The organism is Streptococcus sp. HMSC068F04 (assembly GCF_001837455.1).
GTDB lineage: Bacteria > Bacillota > Bacilli > Lactobacillales > Streptococcaceae > Streptococcus > Streptococcus salivarius_D.
The window spans coordinates 17301-41128 of record NZ_KV832510.1; the positions used below are offsets into that span (position 1 = coordinate 17301).

The 23828-nt window shown below is 39.4% G+C and carries 22 protein-coding genes; 7 read left to right on the top strand and 15 right to left on the bottom strand.

Annotation, left to right across the window (positions count from 1 at the left end):
• Nucleotides 1-52: 52 nt before the first annotated feature.
• The 3 genes from HMPREF2571_RS07220 to HMPREF2571_RS07230 all read right to left on the bottom strand — a co-directional run bounded on the left by HMPREF2571_RS07220 (nucleotide 53) and on the right by HMPREF2571_RS07230 (nucleotide 5293).
• The gene (locus HMPREF2571_RS07220; RefSeq protein ID WP_070847554.1) at nucleotides 53-2059 is read right to left on the bottom strand and encodes an FtsX-like permease family protein; all 2007 of its coding nucleotides are present in this window, start codon (nucleotides 2057-2059) and stop codon (nucleotides 53-55) included.
• Between the two features lie 471 nt (nucleotides 2060-2530).
• The gene (locus tag HMPREF2571_RS07225; RefSeq protein ID WP_013991193.1) at nucleotides 2531-4549 is read right to left on the bottom strand and encodes an FtsX-like permease family protein; all 2019 of its coding nucleotides are present in this window, start codon (nucleotides 4547-4549) and stop codon (nucleotides 2531-2533) included.
• Nucleotides 4550-4558: 9 nt separating this feature from the next.
• On the bottom strand, nucleotides 4559-5293 hold the full coding sequence (locus HMPREF2571_RS07230) for an ABC transporter ATP-binding protein (RefSeq protein ID WP_002889290.1): 735 nt from the start codon (nucleotides 5291-5293) through the stop codon (nucleotides 4559-4561).
• A 204-nt stretch (nucleotides 5294-5497) separates the two neighbouring features.
• Here HMPREF2571_RS07230 and HMPREF2571_RS07235 point away from each other — a divergent pair, with 204 nt between their 5' ends.
• The gene (locus HMPREF2571_RS07235) at nucleotides 5498-7846 is read left to right on the top strand and encodes an endonuclease MutS2 (protein WP_049527816.1); all 2349 of its coding nucleotides are present in this window, start codon (nucleotides 5498-5500) and stop codon (nucleotides 7844-7846) included.
• 102 nt (nucleotides 7847-7948) lie between these two features.
• Here the strand turns inward: HMPREF2571_RS07235 and HMPREF2571_RS07240 are convergent, their stop codons facing one another.
• Nucleotides 7949-8491: a CvpA family protein gene (locus tag HMPREF2571_RS07240; protein ID WP_049527813.1), complete on the bottom strand. Its 543-nt coding sequence runs from the start codon at nucleotides 8489-8491 to the stop codon at nucleotides 7949-7951.
• The gene (locus tag HMPREF2571_RS07245) at nucleotides 8488-8802 is read right to left on the bottom strand and encodes a hypothetical protein (RefSeq protein ID WP_037611266.1); all 315 of its coding nucleotides are present in this window, start codon (nucleotides 8800-8802) and stop codon (nucleotides 8488-8490) included. The genes HMPREF2571_RS07240 and HMPREF2571_RS07245 overlap by 4 nt, the downstream gene beginning before the upstream one ends.
• A 315-nt stretch (nucleotides 8803-9117) precedes the next feature.
• Here HMPREF2571_RS07245 and rnhC point away from each other — a divergent pair, with 315 nt between their 5' ends.
• Genes rnhC through HMPREF2571_RS07260 form a run of 3 tightly spaced genes read left to right on the top strand, consistent with a single transcriptional unit; the run spans nucleotide 9118 to nucleotide 13233 of the window.
• Nucleotides 9118-10008: a ribonuclease HIII gene (rnhC, locus tag HMPREF2571_RS07250; protein WP_070847556.1), complete on the top strand. Its 891-nt coding sequence runs from the start codon at nucleotides 9118-9120 to the stop codon at nucleotides 10006-10008.
• An 18-nt stretch (nucleotides 10009-10026) separates the two neighbouring features.
• Nucleotides 10027-10668, top strand: coding sequence for a signal peptidase I (lepB, locus tag HMPREF2571_RS07255; protein WP_002884233.1), 642 nt, complete (start codon nucleotides 10027-10029; stop codon nucleotides 10666-10668).
• A 60-nt stretch (nucleotides 10669-10728) separates the two neighbouring features.
• Nucleotides 10729-13233: an SF1B family DNA helicase RecD2 gene (locus HMPREF2571_RS07260; RefSeq protein ID WP_070847558.1), complete on the top strand. Its 2505-nt coding sequence runs from the start codon at nucleotides 10729-10731 to the stop codon at nucleotides 13231-13233.
• 51 nt (nucleotides 13234-13284) lie between these two features.
• Here HMPREF2571_RS07260 and HMPREF2571_RS07265 read toward each other — a convergent pair whose 3' ends face one another.
• From HMPREF2571_RS07265 to tsaB, 5 genes are read right to left on the bottom strand one after another with little or no spacing between them, the layout of a single operon-like run.
• Complete coding sequence (locus tag HMPREF2571_RS07265; RefSeq protein ID WP_014635057.1) at nucleotides 13285-13611, bottom strand: AzlD domain-containing protein; 327 nt, start codon at nucleotides 13609-13611, stop codon at nucleotides 13285-13287.
• Nucleotides 13598-14290, bottom strand: a complete 693-nt coding sequence (locus HMPREF2571_RS07270) for an AzlC family ABC transporter permease (RefSeq protein WP_070847560.1) — start codon at nucleotides 14288-14290, stop codon at nucleotides 13598-13600. The genes HMPREF2571_RS07265 and HMPREF2571_RS07270 overlap by 14 nt, the downstream gene beginning before the upstream one ends.
• A 51-nt stretch (nucleotides 14291-14341) precedes the next feature.
• Entirely contained in the window at nucleotides 14342-15355 is a 1014-nt protein-coding gene (tsaD, locus tag HMPREF2571_RS07275) for a tRNA (adenosine(37)-N6)-threonylcarbamoyltransferase complex transferase subunit TsaD (RefSeq protein WP_014635059.1), read from the bottom strand.
• Complete coding sequence (rimI, locus tag HMPREF2571_RS07280) at nucleotides 15355-15810, bottom strand: ribosomal protein S18-alanine N-acetyltransferase (protein WP_045769118.1); 456 nt, start codon at nucleotides 15808-15810, stop codon at nucleotides 15355-15357. The genes tsaD and rimI overlap by 1 nt, the downstream gene beginning before the upstream one ends.
• Nucleotides 15770-16456, bottom strand: a complete 687-nt coding sequence (gene tsaB, locus HMPREF2571_RS07285) for a tRNA (adenosine(37)-N6)-threonylcarbamoyltransferase complex dimerization subunit type 1 TsaB (RefSeq protein ID WP_045769117.1) — start codon at nucleotides 16454-16456, stop codon at nucleotides 15770-15772. Before tsaB ends, rimI begins: the two co-directional genes overlap by 41 nt.
• Nucleotides 16457-16716: 260 nt before the next feature.
• On the opposite strand from tsaB, the gene HMPREF2571_RS07290 reads away from it, so the two are divergent.
• Nucleotides 16717-16947 carry a DNA-dependent RNA polymerase subunit epsilon gene (locus HMPREF2571_RS07290; protein ID WP_002884752.1) on the top strand — a complete coding sequence of 77 codons (231 nt, stop codon included), beginning with the start codon at nucleotides 16717-16719 and terminating at the stop codon, nucleotides 16945-16947.
• Between the two features lie 4 nt (nucleotides 16948-16951).
• The gene (gene rnjA, locus HMPREF2571_RS07295) at nucleotides 16952-18634 is read left to right on the top strand and encodes a ribonuclease J1 (RefSeq protein ID WP_002884294.1); all 1683 of its coding nucleotides are present in this window, start codon (nucleotides 16952-16954) and stop codon (nucleotides 18632-18634) included.
• 101 nt (nucleotides 18635-18735) lie between these two features.
• Here rnjA and HMPREF2571_RS07300 read toward each other — a convergent pair whose 3' ends face one another.
• The 5 genes from HMPREF2571_RS07300 to pgk form a co-directional block, all read right to left on the bottom strand.
• Nucleotides 18736-19368, bottom strand: coding sequence for a CHAP domain-containing protein (locus HMPREF2571_RS07300; RefSeq protein WP_013991205.1), 633 nt, complete (start codon nucleotides 19366-19368; stop codon nucleotides 18736-18738).
• A gap of 186 nt (nucleotides 19369-19554) precedes the next feature.
• Nucleotides 19555-20898, bottom strand: coding sequence for a type I glutamate--ammonia ligase (gene glnA, locus HMPREF2571_RS07305; protein WP_002884322.1), 1344 nt, complete (start codon nucleotides 20896-20898; stop codon nucleotides 19555-19557).
• A 48-nt stretch (nucleotides 20899-20946) separates the two neighbouring features.
• Entirely contained in the window at nucleotides 20947-21321 is a 375-nt protein-coding gene (locus HMPREF2571_RS07310; RefSeq protein WP_004183576.1) for a MerR family transcriptional regulator, read from the bottom strand.
• 173 nt (nucleotides 21322-21494) lie between these two features.
• Entirely contained in the window at nucleotides 21495-21998 is a 504-nt protein-coding gene (locus HMPREF2571_RS07315) for an FUSC family protein (RefSeq protein ID WP_002884568.1), read from the bottom strand.
• Nucleotides 21999-22185: 187 nt separating this feature from the next.
• Nucleotides 22186-23385 (bottom strand): phosphoglycerate kinase, encoded by a 1200-nt coding sequence (gene pgk, locus HMPREF2571_RS07320; protein WP_002884739.1) that lies wholly within the window; start codon nucleotides 23383-23385, stop codon nucleotides 22186-22188.
• A gap of 142 nt (nucleotides 23386-23527) precedes the next feature.
• Between pgk and HMPREF2571_RS10860 the strand changes: the two genes are divergently transcribed.
• The gene (locus HMPREF2571_RS10860) at nucleotides 23528-23824 is read left to right on the top strand and encodes a hypothetical protein (protein ID WP_013991206.1); all 297 of its coding nucleotides are present in this window, start codon (nucleotides 23528-23530) and stop codon (nucleotides 23822-23824) included.
• Nucleotides 23825-23828: the final 4 nt, after the last annotated feature.

A 23828-nucleotide genomic window follows, 5' to 3' on the forward strand; every position in this document is an offset into this window, starting at 1 on the left:
AGCATCACCTATCTCCATTATACCACAGTAGTAATATCCCTTTTTTCTCTAGTTAACGCTTCTCTGTACGCAACAATCGTAAACTAATAGTATATGTGAACGCAATATATAGCCCAAACAATAACCAATAGATCATTAAATAACTGAAATTAAAGTCAACTTCAGTATTGGCATAATTTGCGAAATATCCTAACATACCTTTTGACAAAGCTATAAATGCTGGTAACCCAATCAATTCTGGAACAAGAAAATAAAAAAGAATCTGTTGAAAAAGAAGTCCTCTATTTTGCTTACTTCCAAGTAAAAATAGAATGTCGTAGTCTCGTTGGCTATCCAAGGTCGATGCAAGAGATTGAATGGAAAGAATGCTCAGTGAAATAATGGTAAAAATGAGTCCGACAAAAATCAATACAAGAACAACTACACCAACAAAACCAAGATACATATTAATCAGTCGATCTTTGGTCTGATAAATGTAGGTTTGTTCATTTCCAACCACATCTTCTTTTTTCAGTTGTTCAAGGAAATCCTTAATATAGTCTTTATTAGCATTCTTCCGATAGATAGCATCATAGTTTCTTTGGTAAATAGATAGCCCATCTACAGCATTATCTGGAACAACTAAGGTTCCCCTATCATTATTTCCAACTGACGTCATGACATAAACATTAGACAAGACCTGTGGTGATGCAAGCTTAAGTTTTTGATTTCCAATCAAAAGAGTCTTAGTACTCTTAACAAATTTCTGTATCTGTTTTTCTGTCCCCTTATAATTGGCATTAACAAAATACTCACCATCATTTAATGAGATTCCTTTTTTCCCTTGAAGACTTAACGTCTTATTATAATCACTAACACTGATAATAGGAACTGTTCTATTTCCCAAATCCTTGTCTAGTGACCATAACTGACTGGTATCTAAAACGTCTTTATACAAAAGATTACTTGCATAGATAGTAATCTCCGTATCCTTCTTGATATTTGAGAAATCAAAACTATCTTCCCTCAATTTAGATTTAATAGAAATACTTACCATACTGTTTGAACCATCCACACTTTGGATAATTGACATGCTATAGGGGATATACTTTTGTAGTTCATTTGATACAGCATTATAGGCACTTCCACTCACTGTCAGCAGAGTCATTGATAAAGCCATACAAAATGATAAAATTGCTATGGTGATTGCATTTTGATCAGCTTGTTTAAATAATTGTCTAACTTTAAATGAATTATATTTATGGAAATAAATACTATCAAATCGTTTAATGATTCTCACCATCGCATCGCCCATAGTGCTATAGAAAAATATCACTGCCAATACAAAAGCCAAAACTAGAAGTACTCCCCAACCTTTAAAGTATTGAAAATTTTGTTCATTACTAACGAAAAATAAGGAGAAGACGATAACAACAACTGATATGATAAATTCACATAAGACTACAAACCTATTATTTGCGACAAGGATCGAATCACTTCCCTCATATTCAGTAATCAAGGAAATGAGTCGTTTTTTTCTAAATGTTAATATGTTCATCAACACAATGATAAAGCTAGTCAATCCGTAGGCTATGACTAAGAGCAAAATAGATGGCAGATCAATATAAAATAATCCCCCAGTGTACCCGGATTGAAACATGATATCTGCTATTTTCGCAAGTATACTGAGAAAACCTGTTCCAACACATAATCCTAAAACAAGAGACAAAAGATTAATAATTAAGGTTTCAAATGATAGTATACTGACAATCTTAGGAGTACGCATACCTAAAACCGAATATAAACCCAATTCCTTTTTTCTTCGCTTTAATACGAAATTGGTAGAATAGACCACCAAAAAGATAATGATCATAATAATGACATAGGCTAGAATCCCCATATACTGACCAAAAATGTTAGTCATATTTGCCTTTGCACCACTTAAACTACCCATAACAGGATGATTCGGAACTGCATTGAAGGCATACAGTAATGCATATATGATAGATAGACTTAAAAAATATATTAAGTAAACCTGTAGGTTTCTCTTTACGTTTCTCAATATTAAATTAAAAAGCATAGTTTACCACCTCATCTAACAGTTAAAATTTATAGTTTCGTATTTCTGTAGGAATTCACAGCCCTACCCTTTCCAATATCGTACCATTTTATTAATCCAGAAGCCTGAGTATTTTCGGCAAAAAAAGAGTTGAGAAAACTTTTTCATGGTCTTCTCAACTCTTTTAGACTGAGTCTATTTCTTCCGATTATTTCTTCTCTTCATGAAATAAACAATCCCAATGATTAGTACTCCTAAGAGGAAAATAGGAGCATAAAATTCAAATGTACCAAGCAGTGCAGTCATAAATCATCCTCCTATTCATACACTAAACTACTCTACAAATCATAATAAGCAACTCAATGACATAAAATACAGTTACAAACTATAAGAAGTCAATTTTACCTACCACTTATTTTAACAAACTATCTTTTAAGGCGTCAATTGACATCATCGCTTTATTTACAACGAACATCATGAAAAATATACACATTAATTATTTTGTATTATTCTACTACAAATCCTATGAGTCAGTATCAGATAAACAATAAATAACACAACCGTCAATCCGAGATATCTTAAATCTACAACAACATCTGTATTGGCAAAATGTGTAAAATATCCTAATAAACTATTTCCAAAAGCAATACTGAGTGGGATGGCCAATATAAAGGGTGTCAGAAAATATAAAAGAATTTGTTGGAATAAAAGTTTCTTGTTGGATCCATATCTATTTCCCAACAAATATAGAATCTTGTAATCACCAGCGCTATCGAGAGAATTTGTCAAGGCCTGCAACGATAAAATACTAAAGGAAATTACCGTAAACACGATTGCTACGAATATCATAACAAAAACAATAACCCCCATGGAACTGATACTCAGTTCCGATAAACCAAGCTTTGTTTGATAGGTAAAGTCATTACTCTCTCCCTCACTCGTCTTAAAATAATATCCTTCAAGCCAGTTTTTCAAAAATAATTCGACTTGACGCATATCTGTTTTTTCTTTATATGTTGCAACATAAGCCATGCTATCTACTGACAGTTCTTTTGCAACTTTATCTGGAACAATAAAGGTACCAAAATCATTTGTGCCGACAGATGAAAGAAAATACACATTTTCAAGAGGTGTTTTAGAGAACGATTTCAAACTGTACCCACCAATAGTTAATGTTTCACCTTTTTTAAGAAAGTCTTTAATTTGTTTTTCTGTTCCTTTATAATGTTGATTTACAGCATATTCATCATTTTTGAGGGCAATTCCCTCTTTTCCCTGTATCTTCATTAAATGATTGTAACTTGACAAACTGATTACTTTCAAAGGAGTATCAGGTAGATACTTATCATGCGGCCAAAGATGATTGGTGTCAATAATATCTTTATAAGTACTATCTGCCTTATGAATAGTATATTGATACTCTGTATCAACCACATTGAAGTTAAAGCCATCTGCTTTCAAACAATCCTTGGTCGTCATATTTAAATAATGAAAATCCTCGCCTCGATAAAGAGAGACTTCCATATCGTATGGAGTGTAGGTCTCAATATCCTTTTCCATACTTGTATAGGTACTGCCACTAAAAATCAGTAGTGTTAATGTGAGTGTCATAAAAAGGGACAAAACTGCTATGACAATAGAATTGTTATCCGCTTGCTTTGAAAACTGACGAACTTTAAAGCTGTTATATCTTTGAAAATATAGTTTCGGTGTGGTACTAATCAACCTCAAAATAAACTGACTCAAGGAAGTATAAAATAAAACAACCACAATCAGAAATAGTACAATAAAAGCTAAGGCATGATTTTTCAAAAATCTCAAATGACTATAATTTGAAAGATAAAAGCAAATCACACAAAACAATATCGTACTTATTGTAAACAGGAATATCTGCCATTTACCATGAGCTTTTGAAATAATAGTTCTTTTTTTTTCATTATCTTGGATGAGACTGATAATTTTTTGCTTTCTAAAAGATAACACATCCAGTGCACCAATGATAAGGCTCGTCACCAAGTAACAGACAACTAACAATTCAACTGAATAATTGTCCCAAAATAATTTTCTTCCAAAATAATTTCCCATAAAGAAGTCTGAAGCAAGAGATGAGACAGGAATCAATATCATCAATCCAAACAAGAGCCCAACTACTAATGAGAGCAAATTAATGAACAAGGTCTCACAAAAAACAACTCCCATAATATGACATTTCTTCATTCCCAAGCTCGCATAGAGACCTAATTCCTTCTGTCTTCGTTTTAGAACAAAATTTGTCGAATAAACAATCAAAAAAATAACAGCTCCAACAACCATATAAGATACTATTCCCATATATTGGGTCATAATGGTTGTTAACATTTTTTTAGAACCAGACAAACTAGTCATAACTGGATGATTTGGAAGAGCATTAAAAGCATAAAGCAGGCTATAAATTAATGTTAAACTAAAAAAATAAATGCTATACGTTTGTATGTTACGCAAAACGTTACGGATAATTAATTTTGGATACATATTATCCCCTTATCTAGTCTTTTGATAAATAGTTTCCAAATATGCATCATTAGACATGCCATTGCGATACAAATCCTCGATAATATGACCATCTTTTAATAAAAGCATCCGCGATGAATATTTAGCTGCCGCAGGATCATGGGTAACCAGAATAATAGTGATCTCAAATTTTTGATTGATTTCTTGTAATAAAGCCATCAGATTTTCCGAATTTGCAGAATCTAGAGCCCCCGTAGGTTCGTCAGCGATTAAAAGCTTAGAATCATCTACCAGCGCCCTTGCTGTAGCTACACGCTGCCGTTGTCCACCTGACAATTGATTTGGGAATTTATTTCTAAGTTTTGAAATAGATAATTTTTCCAAAACTTCCTCAATTTTTTTCTTAGATAAACTAACTCTCTTTCCTTGAATTTGCAATGGTAAGACAATATTTTCATATACTGTCAACGTCTCTACTAAATTATAGGATTGAAAAATATAGGAAATGTTTTGTGACCGATAATCAGCTAACTCACTGTCTTTTGCATGAACAATATCAAACCCTTCGAAAGAAATATCTCCAGAAGTTGGCTCGTCAATAGTAGAAATACAATTCAATAAGGTGGTCTTACCACTACCACTGGACCCCATAATAGCGAGAAAATCACCTTTATCTACATCAAATGAAACATTGGACAAAGCATGGACAAGATTATCATCCTCACCAAATATTTTACTGACATTTTTTACAATTAATTGACTCATTAGCCAATCCTCCTACTTTTTTATTTTCATAAACAGTATAAGTCAGCTGACCTACATTGGCATGAGTAATTCATGCAGTAAAATGCTAACACTGTATTTGTAAATAATCATGAGTAAAATATGCATAAATTTACTATTTTTGTGAGCAAATCAATTCATTCCACCACCCCGCCCCTCTTGACAGGGTGTGCTATAATAGAAGCTATGAACACAAAGATTTTAGACCAATTAGAATTTAACAAGGTCAAGGACCAGTTCACAGAATACCTGCAGACTGAACAGGCTCAGGCGGAGTTGCGTGACTTGGTGCCTATGACCAATCCAGAAAGAATTCAAAATCAATTTACAGAAATTCAAGAAATGGCAGAGATTTTCGTAGAGCACCATGGCTTTGCCATTGGTAGCTTGCGAGATATTTCTGAGCCCTTACGTCGCTTGGAACTGGATGCTGACCTCAATATCCAGGAGCTTATTGCCATCAAGAAGGTGCTGCAAGCTTCGGCTGACCTTGGTCGCTTCTACGCTGACCTTGAAAATGTTGAGCTCGTCGCTCTTAAACGTCTTTTCGAAAATATTGAGGCCTTCCCAAGTCTACAAGGCAGTCTTCAAAGTATCAATGACGGTGGTTTCATTGAGCATTTTGCTAGCCCTGAGTTGCAAAATATCCGTCGTCAACTCAAATCTTGTGATGATGCCATTCGCCAGACCTTGCAAGACATTCTCAAGAAATCTGGCCACATGTTGGCTGAGAATTTGATTGCTAGTCGTAATGGTCGTTCAGTGCTGCCTGTCAAAAATACCTACCGTAACCGTATTGCTGGGGTTGTGCATGACATCTCAAGCTCTGGAAACACAGTGTATATCGAGCCACGCGCCGTTATCCAACTTAACGAAGAAATTACACAATTACGTGCAGACGAACGTCATGAGATGGCCCGTATCCTGCATGAATTGTCTGATCAACTCCGTCCACAAGCTGCTGCTATCGCTAACAACGCTTGGATTTTGGGTCACATGGACTTTATTCGAGGAAAATACCTCTATCTCCAGGATAAAAAGGCAGTTATTCCAAAGATTAGTGACAACCAAACACTCCAACTGCTTAACGTTCGTCACCCTCTTTTGGTCAATCCAGTAGCCAACGATTTACGCTTTGATGAGGACCTCACAGCCATTGTCATTACAGGTCCCAATACCGGTGGTAAAACGGTCATGCTTAAAACTCTGGGATTAGCACAACTGATGGCTCAATCTGGTCTTCCAATTTTGGCTGATAAGGGTAGTCGTGTAGCCATTTTCCAAGAGATTTTTGCGGACATCGGAGATGAACAGTCTATCGAACAGAGTTTGTCAACTTTCTCTAGTCACATGACCCACATTGTCGAGATTCTGGACGCTGCCGACAGCAACAGTCTTGTCTTAGTCGATGAGCTTGGGGCTGGTACTGATCCTCAGGAAGGGGCTAGTCTAGCCATGGCAATCCTAGAGCACCTCCGTTTGAGCCAGATTAAAACCATGGCTACTACTCACTATCCTGAGCTTAAGGCCTATGGGATTGAGACGCAACATGTGGAAAATGCCAGCATGGAGTTTGACACAACGACTTTAAGCCCTACCTATCGTTTTATGCAGGGAGTTCCTGGTCGCTCTAACGCCTTTGAGATTGCTCGCCGCCTCGGTTTGAATGAAATTATTGTCAAAGAGGCAGAAAACCTCACGGATACTGATAGTGATGTCAACCGTATCATCGAGCAACTTGAAGCCCAAACTGTGGAAACACAAAAACGTCTGGAACACATCAAGGACGTTGAGCAAGAGAACCTTAAATTCAACCGTGCGGTCAAGAAACTCTATAACGAATTCTCCCATGAGTACGACAAGGAACTCGAAAAGGCTCAAAAAGAAATTCAGGATATGGTGGATACAGCTTTGGCTGAGAGCGATAGTATTCTCAAAAATCTCCACGATAAGAGTCAACTCAAACCTCATGAAGTTATTGACGCCAAAGGAAAACTCAAGAAACTTGCCCCACAAGTGGACCTCTCTAAGAATAAGGTTCTTCGTAAGGCCAAGAAAGAAAAGGCTGCGCGTGCCCCTCGTATCGGAGATGATATCATTGTTACCGCCTATGGTCAACGTGGTACGCTTACCAGTCAAGCCAAAAATGGTAACTGGGAAGCCCAGGTAGGTCTCATCAAGATGACACTCAAGGCGGATGAATTCACTCTTGTTCGTGCCCAAGTGGAAGCCCAACAACCTAAGAAGAAACAAATTAACGTGGTTAAAAAAGCCAAAAAGGCATCTGGCGGTCCTCGTGCCCGTCTGGACCTTCGTGGGAAACGTTACGAAGAAGCTATGCAAGAGCTTGATGCCTTTATTGACCAAGCCCTACTTAATAACATGAGTCAGGTGGACATCATCCACGGTATTGGTACAGGTGTCATCCGTGATGCTGTTACCAAATATCTCCGCCGTCATCGCCATGTTAAAAGTTTTGAATATGCCCCACAAAGTGCCGGTGGTTCCGGATGTACCATTGCAACCTTAGGGTAAAAATAGTTAAGAAAGACTGGGACCTTGTGTCCGGTCTTTTTCATATCCTACCAAAACAAAGAACAAAAAAAGTCTCTCTTAATCAAGGAAGACTTCTTTTTTCTATATCACACTTGTCCACAAATGCTGGATAATCTGACTAACTGGAAAATAGCCATTAATCAAGATACGTAAAACCCAGCTCGATGACAAGAGCGTTTGAATGTTGTTCATAGGAACAGTCGCAAGAATATTCCCCAACATAGTCAAAGGCACAAGACTCACTAAGGTGGCCAAGACGCCACCTACCACTTGGTAACGTCTTTGATCAAGTCGCTCAATTCTCACAAAGTGGAAGAAAATACCAAGAAAGCGTAAGCCATAATAGGTTATACAGTAGATAGCAAAATAAGCAACGCCCGCATAATAGACACGGTCAAGTGAAAAGATGTTCTGATCTTTAAAGAAGGCTATACTAGCATCCTTGGTTGGATTGGTATAAGGTACCCAAAGATTGATAGCCTCTCCTAGCGACCGGTAGAAATAGGCCGCCACACACATGGCGATAATGACTGAAACCACGTAATAAGCTTGCATAAAGAGGCCTCGACGGTAGCCAATGTAGAAATTCCAAGCCATAATGGCTAAGACAAGGAGTCCAATCATGCGTCATCCTCATCGTCATTTGTAGCTGTCGCCTTAACCTTGAGCTGCTCAAGTTGCTTAGCTCTCAACGTTGCCAACTCTTTTTCCATATCTTCAACTTGAATTTCGCGTTCCAACTGAGTTGACAGAGAATTGATAGCCATTAGGATAGCGATTGTTTCATTGTCAGCATTTTTCATCTGCTCTTTGATAATTTTATATTTCTCGTGGGCAACACGCTCCACCTCTTCCATGAATAGGTTGTCCTTATCAGTTGTTAGCGTGAGGTTCTTCTCTCCAAAATGAAATTTGTAACGGTTCTTATTTGCCATTTGCTTGTTAGCTGCCAATCAATGGTGGTCATGGATATTCCACCGCAGCTTCTCCTTATATTATTGCTTGTATATCGCCATTTTTAGCAAGATTCAGACACTTACTCTGAGGCGTGTTCGATACTTAAATGCCAACCCATTTTCTCTAATTGTGGAAAAAAGAGCATGGTTAGGCATTCTCTTTCTAATCATTATATCCTAAATTTTAACTTTCGTAAATTTTAGACTTTGCACTTCTCTAGAAAAATAATTTTCAGGGATTCCGAGTCTGTAAAATATCTACCAATTCTCCTTTTTTGTGCTAAAATAGATTTCATGGGCACAATCGTATTAAAAATGACAGCAGAGCAGATTTCGACACTCCAAAAGGACCTAGCAAACTATGCAACTGCGACTAAAAATCCTTATGCAAGTTTTTCAGCCAAGGTCGATGGAATAAGTGTCATCGCCTATACTTCAGGAAAGGTAACTTTCCAAGGAGCTAAGCCAGAAGTCTTGGCTAGCCGTTTTGGATACCAAGCTGAACCTAAGCATTCACCTGATGGGCAAAACCTAGCCCTAATTGGATCAGATGAAGTCGGAAATGGCTCCTATTTTGGTGGTCTAGCTGTTGTAGCTAGTCTAGTTACCCCAGCTGACCATGCCTTTTTAAAATCTCTTGGGGTCGATGATTCTAAAAATCTTAATGATATCAAGATTCGTCAGATTGCACCTATATTGGAGGAGAAAATTCCTCACAAGGCACTTCTTCTTTCGCCTAGAAAGTACAATGAAGTGGTCGGAGACGGTAAGAGTCATAATGCTGTGTCCGTTAAAGTAGCTCTCCACAATCAGGCTATCTTCCTATTGTTACAATCAGGTGCTAAACCAGATAAGATTGTCATTGATGCCTTCACCAGTGAGAAAAATTATCAGAAATACCTCAAGAATGAACGCAATAGCTTTGACTTTCCTATCACTTTAGAAGAAAAGGCTGAGGGGAAATACTTAGCTGTTGCGGTGAGCTCTATCATCGCTCGCAATCTCTTCCTGGAAAATCTGGACAAACTCAGCCAAGAGGTTGGCTACACCCTTCCTTCAGGTGCTGGTGCTAAATCTGACCAGGTCGCAGCTAAGCTTCTTCAAGCCTACGGAGATCAGGCTCTCCAAGCTACTGCTAAATATCATTTCGCCAATACCAAAAAAGCCTACCAACGCTTAAAATAACCCTGAAAGGCCTTAACTATGAAAAACAAATGGACCCAATACTTCCTCATTTTACTTCGTGAATGGGGACTCTTTATCCTCTTTATCACATTTTTCCTTTTGACTCGCCTCTTCCTTTGGCTCCCTGTCCAGGTTGACGGCCACTCAATGGATCCTACTCTAGCCAATAATCAACGTGTTATCGTTTTGAAACACACATCCATTGAACGCTTCGATATTGTCGTTGCCAAGGAAGTCGAAGACGGTAAGACGAAACAAATCGTCAAACGTATCATCGGTATGCCAGGTGATACCATTACCTATCAAAATGATAAACTTACTGTCAACGGTAAAGAAGTCAAGGAAGAATACCTCAAAGAATTCCAAGCTGCCTTTGCCAAGGATAAACTACAAAAAGAATATGCTTACAACGATGACAAGAGCAAGAGTGGATACTTCCAACAACTAGCTAAGGATGCCAAGGCCTTTACAACCAATGCTGACGGTAACACGACCTTCTCTGTCACTGTTCCTGAAGGCAAATATTTCCTACTTGGGGACAACCGTATTGTTTCCAAAGATAGTCGAGTAGTTGGTTACTTTGACAAGAGTGCTCTTGTAGGGGAAGTTAAATTCCGCTTCTGGCCACTTAATAAAATTGGTACCGTTGAGGACAACTAAAAACACTAAATAAGATAAGGTTGGGGGAACCCAGCCTTATTATGTATCTAGGAAAAACACATGCAAGAATTTTATTTTTCAGGAACTATCGAACGCGTCATTTTCGAAAACGCTAGTAATTTTTTTCGTATCCTTCTCTTAGAAATTGACGAAACAGACAGTGATTTTGAGGACTATGAAATCATTGTTACCGGAACCATGGGAGATGTCATGGAAGGTGAAGATTATACCTTCTGGGGTCAGTTAACCAATCATCCCAAATATGGTGAACAACTCCAAATGACACGCTACGAACGGTCAAAACCTTCTGCCAGCGGTCTTATCAAGTATTTCGCTAGCGACAATTTTAAGGGGATTGGTAAGAAAACAGCTGAGCGTATTGTCGAGATTTATGGTGAAGACCCTATTGACAAGATTCTCGAGGATCCGAGCAAATTAGAACAGATTCCTAATCTGTCCAAGGTCAATCGAGAAGCCTTCGTTGCAAAGTTAAAAATCAACTATGGAACCGAGCAAATCTTGTCCAAACTTTCCAGCTATGGACTCACACCAAAAGCTGCCTCACAAATTTTCAACCAATATAAGGAAGAATCGCTCAACCTTATCGAAGAACACCCTTATCTCTTGGTAGAGGAAGTTCAAGGAATCGGATTTAAAATAGCTGACCAACTAGCCGAACGCTTAGGAATTGCTAGTGATGCTCCTGAGCGTTTACGAGCTGCCTTGATTCATTGTCTGCTAGAAGCCAGTATGGAAGAAGGCGACACCTATATCGAAGCCAAAGCCTTGCTTGAACGAACTATCATACTTTTGGAAAGTGCTCGTCAAATTGAACTTGACCCTGCCTTGGTCGCTAAGGAATTAACCAATCTCATCCAAGAGGATAAAGTGCAAAATGTAGAGACTAAAATCTTTGATAATACCCTATATTTTGCGGAACAGGGCATCTATACCCACCTAACTCGTATCATGAAAGACCAACCTGACATCAGTGCAGAGGACAAAATCCAAGCAAGCCTTGAAGAGGTGGAAGAGGAACTTGGTATTACTTATGATAAGGTTCAAAAAGATGCCATTATCAAAGCCCTACAAAGCAAGGTCTTCATCCTGACAGGAGGTCCCGGAACAGGGAAAACCACCGTTATTAATGGAATTATTAAAACCTATGCCGACCTTCATGGTCTAGATGTCAAAAAGTCTGACTTGCCTATTATTTTAGCGGCACCAACGGGACGGGCTGCTCGTCGGATGAACGAACTCACCCAACTCCCTAGCGCCACTATCCATAGACATTTGGGACTCAATAGCGAGGACGATTTCAAGACCTTGGAGGACTATCTCGATTGCGACTTGATTATCATCGATGAGTTTTCTATGGTTGATACTTGGTTGGCCAATCAACTTTTTGAAAGTATCTCTGATTCAACCCAAGTCATCATTGTGGGTGACCAAGACCAACTGCCTTCCGTAGGCCCTGGCCAGGTCTTGGCTGACCTTTTGCAGATTGATAACTTGCCTAAGGTTTCTCTGACCAAAATTTTCAGACAATCCGAGGATTCCACCATCGTTACTTTAGCTAGTCAGATGCGCCAAGGCCAATTACCCGCTGATTTCACAGAGAAAAAGGCTGACCGCTCTTACTTTGAGGCCAATGCCAACCATATTCCACAGATGGTTCCTAAAATTGTCTCTGCCGCTATAAAGAGCGGGATCGCTGCTCAGGATGTGCAGATTCTAGCTCCCATGTATCGAGGACAGGCTGGTATTAACAATCTCAATACCATTATGCAGGACCTACTTAATCATCAAGAAAAGGCCAATCAGTTTGCCTTTAATGATATTTTCTTCCGTAAGAACGACAAAATTCTCCATCTGGTCAACGATACCGAACTTAATGTCTTCAATGGCGATATCGGAATCATTACTGATCTCATTCCTGGTAAATATACTGAAAGCAAGCAAGATGAAATTTACATGTCCTTCGATGGCAATGAGGTTATCTATCCTCGTAACGAATGGAATAAGATTACTCTGGCCTATGCCATGTCAATCCACAAATCCCAAGGGAGTGAGTTCCCAGTCGTTATCCTTCCCATCACACGACAAAGTGGACGTATGCTACAACGTAACCTCATCTACACCGCTATCACACGCGCCAAGAGTAAACTAGTCATGTTAGGGGAAATCGCAGCCTTTGATTATGCCGTTCGCAACGAGGGAGCTAAACGAAATACTTATCTCATCCAACGTTTTGAACAAACTTATACACAAGCTGTTGATAAGTCTGTCGAAAAGATTGTTAAAAACGAGGCAACAGACGCCTCCAATCAAACAAAAACGAAAAACAATGACCCCTCAGAAATCCTTGAAAACAAAGACTTTTCGGAAAATATCAATCCATCCCAAGATCTTGTTAACACTTATTCACAGCCTGTGGATAAGTCTGTTAACAAACCTGTGCAAACAGAAGAAAACTATCGTTTAACTGAAGATAATTGGTCAACTATAGATCCAATGATTGGTCTCAGCGAAGACGATATAGCTGCCTTTTTTAACAATAACTAAAAAAGACTTGGAAAGCGACTCACTAAGAGCAACTCCAAGTCTTTTCATTTGCTAAAATACGAAACGAATCAGGGCCATAGATATTATACCGACGATTACTGCATAGAGCAGATTTTTGCTCTTAAAGGCTACAATTACCGTTGGCACAGTAGCCAGGATTTCCATCCACTTAAACTGTGGCAAGTGACCAATCTTCTCAGTCGTGAGACTAGAGAGAATCAGAGCAAAGAGGATTGAAACTGGTAAATAGTGCAAAAATCGAACAACGATATCTGGAAGCCCCTTGTATTTCACTAAAACAAAGGGAAGCACACGAGGAACCCAGCTGACCACAAACCCAAGTAGAATAGCAATGAGAATAAACTTATTGACAGCCATCACACATCACCCCCACACTACATCCAACCAAAGTAGCCACTAAAACAGCCAAAGATTCCGACAAGATGACACTAAAGCTCAGATAAGCCACAGCAATAGATAGTAAAATCAAGAGTAGCTTACGCACGCCTTCCCCTAACAAGGCATCAATCTGACTACTCAACAAACCAATAAACATGGCAATCAAAGCAAAATCCAAACCAAATAGCTCAGGATTAGGAATCATGGAACCAATCAAACAACCAATAACTGATGATACAATCCAAACCAAATAGCTGAAAATATTGTTACCATGCATCCAGTTAGCAGGAATATCTTTATGATGCACATATTCTCCCAACAAGACACCATAACTTTCATCCGTAATCAGACTACCAATTCCCAGCTGATTCCAGAGACTTGTTTTTGTAAAAATCGTCGTTGCATGTAAACTCATCAACATGTTACGCAAATTAACCAAGAAAACAGTCAAGGTTAACTCACCTAGACCAGCTCCTGCAACTACTAAGGCACACATGGCAAACTGGGCCGAGCCACCATAGACCAAGGCACACATGAGGCCAACCTCAAGGGCTGATAGACCCGAAGCAGCTGCTACAACACCAAAGGCTAGGCCAATAGCTACATAGCCTAAAGCTGTCGGTACCGCGGCTTTTACACCTAAACGAAAGTCAGACACACTCAATTCCTTTCTAAAGGAACCTCTTACCAAACTAGTAAGAGGTTCTTCTTATTCTTCAAATCCTGCAAAGGCTAGACTTGGTTTTGCATTCAAGTCCAACTCAGCAAAATGTTTTTGATCACATTCAATAGCGGCTGCTAGAGCAATCATGCCAGCATTGTCACCACAAAGACGTAAAGGCGGAATAACTACATCTACATCTGTGATTTCTTCAGCCAAACGTTCTCGTAAGCCCTGATTAGCTGCCACGCCACCTGCAACAACAAGTGTCTTGACAGGATAACGCTCCAAGGCTTTCTTAGTCTTAGCTAGGAGAATATCCAACACAGCAGCTTGGAAAGAAGCACAAAGGTCTTCTTTAATTAGAACGTCACCCTTTTGCTCTGCGTTGTGATGTAAATTGATGAAAGCTGACTTCAAGCCTGAAAATGAAAACTCCAAGTGGTCTTCCTTAATCATAGCACGTGGAAAATCATAAACATCTTTCCCTTTATGAGCTAACTCATCAATTTCACGCCCGGCTGGGTAGGTCAACCCCATCACACGCCCGACCTTGTCATAGGCCTCACCAACTGCATCATCACGTGTCTCACCAACAATCTTGTAATTTCCCGGTTCTGACACATAAACCAACTCTGTGTGCCCTCCAGACACCAAAAGCGCTAAGAGGGGATATTCCAATTCTTGAACCTCACGCGCTGCCATAAGATGCCCAGCCATATGATTAACTGGAATCAAAGGCAACCCATGTGCCCAAGCAAAGGCCTTAGCTGCTGCCATCCCGACCAAGAGCGCCCCGACCAAACCAGGACCATAGGTTACTGCTACAGCATCTAGTTGTTCAGCAGTAATTCCCGCCTCAGAAAGGGCATCTTTAATGCAAAGAGTTACCACTTCCACATGGTGACGGCTAGCCACCTCAGGAACAACACCACCAAAACGTTTATGGCTTTCCACCTGACTGGCAATAATATTACTTAAAAGTTCTTTCTCATTTTTCAAAACGGCAACTGAAGTCTCATCACATGAGCTCTCCACTGCCAAAATATATCTATCTGCCATTAGACTTCCTCTCGCCTCATGATAACTGCATCTTCTTGAGGCTCATGATAATAATTTTTCCGAATCCCTAGACTTTCAAAACCAAATTTTCTATAAAGTGCCTGAGCGACTTGATTTGAAGCCCTCACTTCTAGAAATATAGGCTCACTACGCTCTTCCAAATGCTTCATCAGCTGACTAGCATAACCACGACCCTGATAAGCTTTTAAAACGGCGATATTGGTCACCTCGAGCTCACCCACCAAATTTTGAAGGGCTAAAAAACCAACAACTTCTTCCTGATCATAAACATAGAAATACTCCGTCGTATCCAAAGCCAAGTCTGCTACCACTTGTTCTATCGTCCACGGAGACTTGTCATAAACATCCGACAAAATCTGATAAATCAGTTGAGCTTGCTCCTGGCTACTCAATCTAGACGCGCTTGATGTAGTTGTCACGGTTAGTCTCCTCATGCGTCTTAAGCCAATTCTCCTCCGCCTCAACTCGCTTCAAGTAATGTGGAACAAAAGCATCCACATCAACAGAAGTCAAGGACAAGCCTAAACGACCAATTAACTGGGCAGACGGAAGGCTGGACAAGATAGTTGCTTCTGGAAGGCTTTCCTTAATCTGATCCACAAAATTAGCCACTTCACCGACAAATGTCACCTTTTCAAAAGTTTTAGCTTGCTCCAGAACATCTACAAAAGATGCATGGCAATCTGGGACGAGGGCCTGACCATTTTCATAAAAACCAACGTAAACATTATTACGACGGGCATCCATGATAGGAATCACAACACCGTCAACCGAAAGGTCTGTCAGTGCCTGTAGGCTTGAAACTCCCACCAAATCAATGTCGAGCGCATAGGCTAAAGTCTTAGCTGTTGCGACAGCCACACGAAGCCCTGTGTAGGATCCAGGACCCTGTGCAACCACAATACGTTCTAAATCAGACGGTTGCCAGCCTGCCTGAGCAACTAAAAAATCAATGGTTGGCATTAGACTAATACTGTGGTTCTTTTTTACTGTGACAGTTGACTCTGCCACTAGTTTCTCATCTTCTAACAAGGCTACTGATAAAGCTGTGCTAGAAGTATCAAATGCTAATATTTTCATCTTTTTTCCTTGTTTCCTTTTATGCTTTTCTATTATAACACAAGTCACTGTTTCCCAGAAACGAACATTTTCCAACTTTTTCCGCCATTTTCTTTATCTAGCCCCTATCTTATGGTACAATAATAATAATTGTTAAACGAATCAAGGCTACTAGCTATTACTCATAAAGTGAATATCATAACGTCAAGTAAATCATAGAAAGATTAACTTGACCGGTTTTTTTATAGAATGGCAGAGCCTTTTGGAAAGAAAGGAAAACCATGATTTATAAAGTCTTTTACCAAGAAACTAAAGAGCGTAATCCACGCCGTGAACAGACAAAATCACTCTACCTAGATATCGATGCAGAAACTGAACTTGAGGGACGTATCCAAGCTCGTCAAATCATCGAAAAAAACACTGCCTATAACATCGAATTCATCGAGCTCCTTTCAGAAAAAGCCCTTGAATACGAAAAAGAAACAGGCGTTTTTGAAGTAACGGAGTTCTAAGACCATGGCATCAAAAATCAATCTAAAACCTGAAGAAGTTGGGGTTTATGCGATTGGTGGTTTGGGGGAAATCGGTAAAAATACCTATGGTATTGAATACCAAGATGAGATTATCATCGTCGATGCGGGTATTAAATTCCCCGAGGATGATCTTCTCGGAATCGACTATGTTATCCCGGACTATTCTTACATCGTTGAAAACGTTGATCGTGTAAAGGCACTAGTCATTACCCATGGTCACGAAGACCATATTGGTGGGATCCCCTTCCTTCTTAAACAGGCAAATATCCCAATTTATGCAGGACCACTTGCTCTTGCTCTTATCAAAGGAAAATTGGAAGAACACGGACTACTTCGTGATGCACAACTCTATGAAATTAATGCTAATACAGAGCTTACTTTCAAAAATATGAGCGTGACCTTCTTCCGCACTACTCACTCAATTCCAGAACCTCTCGGTATTGTCATCCATACACCTCAAGGTAAAATTGTTTGTACCGGTGACTTTAAGTTTGACTTCACCCCAGTAGGTGAGCCAGCAGACCTTCACCGTATGGCTGCACTTGGTGAAGAAGGCGTCCTTTGCCTCCTCTCAGACTCAACCAATGCTGAAGTACCAACTTTCACAAATTCCGAGAAGGTCGTTGGTCAATCCATCATGAAAATTATTGAAGGCATCCACGGACGTATTATCTTCGCCTCATTTGCCTCAAACATTTTCCGTCTGCAACAAGCTGCCGAAGCCGCTGTAAAAACTGGCCGTAAGATTGTTGTCTTCGGACGTTCTATGGAAAAAGCCATCGTCAATGGGGTTGAACTAGGCTACATCAAAGTTCCAAAAGGAACTATCATTGACCCTAGTGAGATGAAAAACTACCATGCCAGTGAGATTCTTATCATGTGTACTGGTTCTCAAGGAGAGCCTATGGCAGCCCTTGCACGTATCGCTAATGGGATGCACCGCCAAGTGACACTGCAACCTGGTGACACTGTTATCTTCTCATCTAGCCCTATCCCAGGAAACACAACTAGCGTTAACCGCTTGATTAATACTATTCAAGAAGCTGGTGTCGATGTTATCCACGGTAAAATCAACAATATCCATACCTCTGGACACGGTGGTCAACAAGAGCAAAAACTCATGCTTCGTTTGATCAAACCAAAATTCTTCATGCCTGTTCACGGTGAATACCGCATGCAGAAAGTTCACGCAGGCCTTGCTGTTGATTGTGGCGTTCCAAAAGATAATATCTTCATTATGGAAAATGGTGATGTCTTAGCCCTAACAAAAGACTCTGCTCGTCGTGCAGGTCACTTCAATGCCCAAGATATCTACGTTGATGGTAATGGTATCGGCGATATCGGAGCGGCCGTTCTTCGTGACCGTCGTGATCTCTCTGAAGATGGTGTCGTACTTGCCGTAGCAACTGTTGACTTCAAGTCTAAGATGATTCTAGCTGGTCCAGACATCCTCAGTCGTGGCTTCATCTATATGCGTGAATCTGGCGATCTTATCCGTGAAAGCCAACGCATTCTATTCAATGCTATTCGTATCGCTCTTAAGAATAAGGATGCTAGCATCCAATCCGTTAATGGTGCTATCGTCAATGCTTTACGCCCATTCTTATATGAAAAGACAGAACGTGAACCAATCATTATTCCAATGATTCTCACACCTGATAAATAAAAAAATGGTAGCTGGATGGCTACCATTTTTTAAGTTTAAATACAGTCTGGAGCACAACCCTTCCAGCAAGTAAAAAAAGCGTTTATAACGCTTTTTTCATTTTATGCACCTGGATAAATGTAAGATACTGAACCTGGTGTAGTTGAGTTTTGTGGGTCAAACCAACCACGATAGTTATTGATTTGTTGTTGACCTTGATAATTTGACTCCAAGATTTGAATTTGACCATCTTGATCAACTTGTGTTACATAACCAACGTGACCATAACCACCATCAGTCCAACATACAATTGATCCTGTCACAGGTGTTGAACCTACAGCATAACCTTGGCTAGCAGCGCTTCCTGCCCAATCGCCACCATTACCCCACCAGTTACTTACCCATGGAGCAACTTCCTTAACACCCCATGTACATTGACCAACTGGGTAACGATTCCAAGTAGCATCTGAATCAGTAGCTGTTACCTCTGAAGAAGAAGCTTCTGTCGTTTCCTCAACTGCTGTCGTAGCACCTGAAACTTCCAAGCTTCCACCAGGAACAATTGTTGACCAAATAGTCATGCCATTTTCAGCTGCCAATTGATAAGGATCTACCCCATACTGACTAGCAATCCCGAAGAATGAATCTCCATTTTGAACTGTATAAGTATCAGCATTAACTGTTTGTGCGACTGTAAGACCGAGCAATAATGCACTTGAGGCTGCTACCAAAGCAGCTTTTTTTGTAGTTTTCATATTTCCCCCTGAATAAGATTAATATAAAATTAGTTTAACACTCACATATTTTAATGCGATTAAGGGTGAATAAAGAAATATGACAAAAGAAAACAGCTCAGTTAAAACTACGTAATTTGTCCAAGAACTTAATGAATTTAAAAGAAAAAGAAAACCAGGCATAACCTGATTTTCAAATTTAATTTCTTAATAAATATCCAAGTAGTTATCAATTTCCCATTGTGAAACAAAGGTAGCATAGCTTGCCCATTCCATACGTTTCGCATCAAGGAAGTTAGTATAGATATGATTACCCAAAGCTTGACGAACCACTTCATCTGTTTCCAATGCTTTAAGAGCGTTACGAAGTGTTGATGGCAAATCAATAATACCTGCTTCTTTACGTTCTTCAGGAGACATTGAGTAGATATTTGTTTCAACTGGATCTGGAGCATCAATCTTGTTGATAATACCATCAAGACCAGCTTCCAAAAGAACAGCAAGTGCCAAGTATGGGTTTGCCATTGGGTCTACTGAACGCAATTCCAAACGTGTACCCATACCACGAGACGCAGGAACGCGGATCAATGGTGAACGGTTGCTACCTGCCCATGCAATATATACAGGAGCTTCGTATCCAGGAACCAAACGTTTGTAAGAGTTCACTGTTGGGTTAATAATTGCAGTATAGTTGTATGCATGTTTCATCAAACCACCAAGGAAGTAGTAAGCATCTTGAGACAATTGCATACCACGTGGATCCTCTGGATCAAAGAATGCATTTCCTTCTTCAGTGAAGAGAGACATGTTACAGTGCATACCGCTACCAGCAATACCATATTTAGGTTTCGCCATAAATGTCGCATAAAGACCATGTTTACGAGCGATTGTCTTAACAACCAATTTGAAAATTTGGATATTATCACAAGCCTTCAAAACATCTGTATACTTGAAGTCGATTTCATGTTGACCAACCGCCACTTCGTGGTGAGATGCTTCAACATCAAATCCCATTTCTGTCAAGACATTAACGATTTCACGACGTGTATTGTCTGCAAGGTCAGTTGGTGCAAGGTCAAAATAACCACCTTTATCGTTAACTTCAAGCGTAGGATTACCTTGTTCATCTAATTTGAAAAGGAAGAATTCTGGTTCTGGTCCAAGGTTAAATGATTTATAACCAACTTCTTCCATATGACGCAAAGCCTTTTTCAAGTTACCACGAGGGTCACCGGCAAATGGTTCACCTGCAGAAGTATAGATATCACAAATAAGACCAGCTACTGCACCATTTTCATCACCCCAAGGGAAAACTGTCCACGTATCAAGATCTGGGTAAAGATACATATCAGATTCGTTGATACGAACAAATCCCTCGATTGATGAACCATCAAACATAGCTTTATTTGAAAGTACCTTATCCAACTGTTCATCTGTCGCAGGAATTTCAACGTTCTTCATAACACCAAGAATATCAGAGAACATTAAACGCAAGAAAGTAACATTCTTCTCTTTGACTTCGCGACGAATATCAGCTGCTGTGATTGCCATAATAGGGGTCTCCTTTATAAAAACCAAAAATAAAAGTTCAAAGCGTAATTAGATACGCAAGTTACCAAATTGTTGTGACGGGGTCGTAAAACGGCCTTGCTGAAGGAGTTCATCATGCAAGATACGTCGAACGTCCGCATCTGTTAAAGCCGCTTGTTTTTGTTGGGCACGAACTTCACGCTCTTCGTACTCATGCTTAATCGCTGCAATATTGTAACCATCATCCAAAAAATCTTTGATTTCCAATAAACGATCCATATCATTTAATGAGTACATCCGACGATTTCCAGCTGTACGTTCAGGTTGAATTAAACCTTGATCTTCATAGTAACGAATTTGACGAGCAGTTAAATCAGTCAATTTCATAACTGTTCCAATCGGAAAAACAGCTAGAGAACGCCTTAATTCTTTCTCTCTTGCCATGATCATCCTCCTTTCCTAACAATTATATTCTGAATATTTCTACATGTCAACAGTTTATGTTACTTTTTCTTACACAATAAGCAATTCCCGAACATTACATTGTGTATTCGCTCTAATTTAAGGATTTTATCAAAAAAACATAAAAAATAGAGTTCAATAGAACCCTATCATTCTTATTTTAAGTGTTTAAGTAACCAATCATAATCATAATTGACAAGGATTGCTATAAAGACTCCACAGAAAGTTTCAAAGACTCGAGCAATAACATAAGTAAAGGTATTATCAGGTGGAATAGACAAGGTAATAATCAGAAGTGCAGCCACCCCTCCAATAACACCAGATGCATTATTAAAAGACACATTAATGACAATCGTCAGCATTGTCAAAATTGGAACCAATAGCAAAGTCACCCAAACTGAATGATTAAACCACATATTCACAAAGTAAAATAATAGCGATAAAAGCCCTCCAACCGTATTCGCAAAAATACGTGACTTACCAAACTGAATACTTCTATCGAAGTTTTCTCGAAGACTAAAGACTGCTGTCAAACAACCAATCTGAAGCCCTTCCCACCCTAATGCAGAAAAAAGACCTAAAACTAGAAAGACAGCAATCCCCGTCTTAAGTGTACGCATACCAAATTTAAATTTCTTCGGTTCAAATTTCAATCCCATTTTACTATTTTAACATGATTATGAAACTTTTGGCTACTTCTACAGTATTATGCCGCAAAGTTCAAACTAATAATCGCAATTTTTTGAAAGAAACTTACTTCCCAATAATAGTTTTAGCCTCTATCAAATACTCAATGAGATGACACAAAAAAGAGTTGGTTTCCCAACTCTTTTCATTCTAATAGACTTATTTATCAGTAAGTGCAGCCAATCCTGGAAGTTCTTTACCTTCAAGAAGTTCCATAGAAGCACCACCACCAGTAGAAATCCATGAGAATTTATCTGCACGTCCAAGGTTGATTGCTGCGGCAGCTGAGTCACCACCACCGATGATTGATTTAACGCCTGGTTGTTTCACGATAGCATCCATCACACCGATTGTACCAGCTTGGAAGTCAGGGTTTTCAAATACACCCATAGGACCATTCCATACAACTGTTTTCGCACCAGTCAAGGCTTTATCGAATTCAGCAATTGATTTAGGACCGATATCCAAACCAAGGAAACCTGGGTCTACTGCTTCACCTTCAGTGTCTTTCACTTCAGTGTAGTCAGCAAATGCATTAGCTTCTTTTGAGTCAACTGGCAAGATCAATTTACCGTTTGATTTTTCAAGAAGAGCTTTAGCAACATCAAGTTTATCTTCTTCCACAAGTGAGTTACCAATTTCGATACCTTGTGCTTTGTAGAATGTGTAAGTCATACCACCACCGATAAGAACTTTATCAGCTTTTGCAAGAAGGTTTTCGATAACACCAATCTTATCAGATACTTTAGAACCACCAAGGATAGCTACGAATGGACGTTCTGGAGTTTCAACTGCTTCTTTGATGTAAGCAATCTCGTTTTCAAGAAGGAAACCAGCAACAGCTTTGTCAACATTTGCTGAGATACCAACGTTAGATGCGTGTGCACGGTGAGCTGTACCGAATGCATCATTTACGAAGATACCATCCCCAAGTGATGCCCAGTATTTACCAAGTTCAGGATCATTTTTAGATTCTTTCTTGCCATCAACATCTTCAAAACGAGTGTTTTCAACCAAGAGAACTTGTCCATCTTCAAGAGCGTTAACAGCTGCTTCCAATTCAGCGCCACGTGTAACTCCTGGGATAAATTTAACGTCTTGACCCAATTTAGCAGCCAAGTCAGCAGCTACAGGAGCAAGTGATTTACCTTCTTTGTCAGCTTCTTCTTTTACACGTCCAAGGTGAGAGAAGAGGATTGCACGTCCACCTTGTTCAAGGATATACTTGATTGTTGGAAGAGCAGCAGTGATACGGTTATCATTAGTGATCACACCGTCTTTTACAGGAACGTTGAAGTCAACACGAACGAGAACTTTTTTCCCTTTCAAGTCAACATCTTTAACAGTCAATTTAGCCATTTGATCAGACTCCTTAATTTTTTAATACGTTTTCATTATATCACAAAATACCTAAAAGAGATAGCAAAATCAGAAGGATTTCTAGCTTATTACTAGTACAAGTACATCTACCATATAATCAAAATAGAAAGGCAGAATAACAATGAAAAAACAACTAAATAAAATTCAGAAAAAAGCTGATCAGGATTTACATATAATCCTCATACTTACACTTATTCCTCTTTTCTTCTTTCTTACCTTTAAACAAACTCTCGTTTCCTATATTAACCAAACCTCAGTCTCACTATGGACACGTTTAATCCTATTAGCCAGTTTGCAATTTGCCATTGCAGTTTTTGAAACGCCCTTTAACTTGCTTCAAAAGAGCCTTATTTTCTGTACAAAAAAAGAAGAGCCTAAGCTCTTCTTAATATGGCTCTATAATTTCTGTAGTGGGTAAAACT

What these genes read in the sequence shown, in the direction of transcription:
- HMPREF2571_RS07310 (WP_004183576.1), bottom strand. Translation starts at nt 21,321, where the DNA reads ATGGCAAGAGAGAAAGAATTAAGGCGTTCTCTAGCTGTTTTTCCGATT.
- tsaB (WP_045769117.1), bottom strand. Translation starts at nt 16,456, where the DNA reads ATGAAAATATTAGCATTTGATACTTCTAGCACAGCTTTATCAGTAGCC.
- lepB (WP_002884233.1), top strand. Translation starts at nt 10,027, where the DNA reads ATGAAAAACAAATGGACCCAATACTTCCTCATTTTACTTCGTGAATGG.
- HMPREF2571_RS07290 (WP_002884752.1), top strand. Translation starts at nt 16,717, where the DNA reads ATGATTTATAAAGTCTTTTACCAAGAAACTAAAGAGCGTAATCCACGC.
- HMPREF2571_RS07230 (WP_002889290.1), bottom strand. Translation starts at nt 5,293, where the DNA reads ATGAGTCAATTAATTGTAAAAAATGTCAGTAAAATATTTGGTGAGGAT.
- rimI (WP_045769118.1), bottom strand. Translation starts at nt 15,810, where the DNA reads ATGAGGAGACTAACCGTGACAACTACATCAAGCGCGTCTAGATTGAGT.
- rnjA (WP_002884294.1), top strand. Translation starts at nt 16,952, where the DNA reads ATGGCATCAAAAATCAATCTAAAACCTGAAGAAGTTGGGGTTTATGCG.
- HMPREF2571_RS07265 (WP_014635057.1), bottom strand. Translation starts at nt 13,611, where the DNA reads ATGGCTGTCAATAAGTTTATTCTCATTGCTATTCTACTTGGGTTTGTG.
- pgk (WP_002884739.1), bottom strand. Translation starts at nt 23,385, where the DNA reads ATGGCTAAATTGACTGTTAAAGATGTTGACTTGAAAGGGAAAAAAGTT.
- HMPREF2571_RS07220 (WP_070847554.1), bottom strand. Translation starts at nt 2,059, where the DNA reads ATGCTTTTTAATTTAATATTGAGAAACGTAAAGAGAAACCTACAGGTT.
- HMPREF2571_RS07245 (WP_037611266.1), bottom strand. Translation starts at nt 8,802, where the DNA reads ATGGCAAATAAGAACCGTTACAAATTTCATTTTGGAGAGAAGAACCTC.
- HMPREF2571_RS07240 (WP_049527813.1), bottom strand. Translation starts at nt 8,491, where the DNA reads ATGATTGGACTCCTTGTCTTAGCCATTATGGCTTGGAATTTCTACATT.
- HMPREF2571_RS07260 (WP_070847558.1), top strand. Translation starts at nt 10,729, where the DNA reads ATGCAAGAATTTTATTTTTCAGGAACTATCGAACGCGTCATTTTCGAA.
- tsaD (WP_014635059.1), bottom strand. Translation starts at nt 15,355, where the DNA reads ATGGCAGATAGATATATTTTGGCAGTGGAGAGCTCATGTGATGAGACT.
- HMPREF2571_RS07225 (WP_013991193.1), bottom strand. Translation starts at nt 4,549, where the DNA reads ATGTATCCAAAATTAATTATCCGTAACGTTTTGCGTAACATACAAACG.
- HMPREF2571_RS10860 (WP_013991206.1), top strand. Translation starts at nt 23,528, where the DNA reads ATGAAAAAACAACTAAATAAAATTCAGAAAAAAGCTGATCAGGATTTA.
- rnhC (WP_070847556.1), top strand. Translation starts at nt 9,118, where the DNA reads ATGGGCACAATCGTATTAAAAATGACAGCAGAGCAGATTTCGACACTC.
- HMPREF2571_RS07315 (WP_002884568.1), bottom strand. Translation starts at nt 21,998, where the DNA reads ATGGGATTGAAATTTGAACCGAAGAAATTTAAATTTGGTATGCGTACA.
- HMPREF2571_RS07300 (WP_013991205.1), bottom strand. Translation starts at nt 19,368, where the DNA reads ATGAAAACTACAAAAAAAGCTGCTTTGGTAGCAGCCTCAAGTGCATTA.
- glnA (WP_002884322.1), bottom strand. Translation starts at nt 20,898, where the DNA reads ATGGCAATCACAGCAGCTGATATTCGTCGCGAAGTCAAAGAGAAGAAT.
- HMPREF2571_RS07235 (WP_049527816.1), top strand. Translation starts at nt 5,498, where the DNA reads ATGAACACAAAGATTTTAGACCAATTAGAATTTAACAAGGTCAAGGAC.